At 62.9% G+C, this 639-nt stretch carries 1 pseudogene; it reads left to right on the plus strand.

The features are described from left to right. Positions 1-126 precede the first annotated feature (126 nt). Positions 127-639: pseudogene (locus tag ACZIRK_RS45390) on the plus strand (transposase); the annotation flags it as partial.

Genomic DNA, 639 nt, shown 5'->3' on the forward strand with positions numbered 1-639 from the left:
TACGGTCGCTTCGATGGTGTCGAGACGACGCGCGTGCTTGAACGTTTGTATGCTGCATCTCGGCTGCACACCAACTTCTTTCAGCCGTCCTTCAAGCTGAAGGACAAGCGACGCGAGGGCGCGAAGGTGATCAAGCGCTATCACGTTCCAGCCACGCCCTATGACCGCGCACTGACGCATCCGAGGTTGAGCAAGGTCGTCAAACGGCGTCTTCGAGAGCTTTATCGCACGCTCGATCCCGTGGCGCTGCTGGCCGAGATGAGAGACGCCCAGGCGGAGCTCGGCACGCGCGTCGACGCCCGATCGGGTAGGCTCGCGGCAGCAACCAGCCCACTGGCGCCGACAAAGAACGCAGCAGCGTTCGCGAAGGGGCTCGGCAGTGACGTGCATCTGGGGGAGCAGCGCATCATCCATCGGCGCATGCGCAAGCCATACAAAAAGCGCATGAGAATGCCATCAATGCTCGATCCGCACCTCGCCGACATCGAGCGCTGGCTGGCGGCCGAGCCCCGTCTGACCGCGCTGGCAATTCTCGGTCGCCTCGCCGAACAACGCCCCGAACAGTTCGGTCCGCCGCAGCACACCATCGTGCAGCGCTTGTTGCGATCGCTCAGACGCAAAGCAGCCGAGACGATTATC

It is taken from the genome of Bradyrhizobium sp. Leo114 (assembly GCF_055229415.2).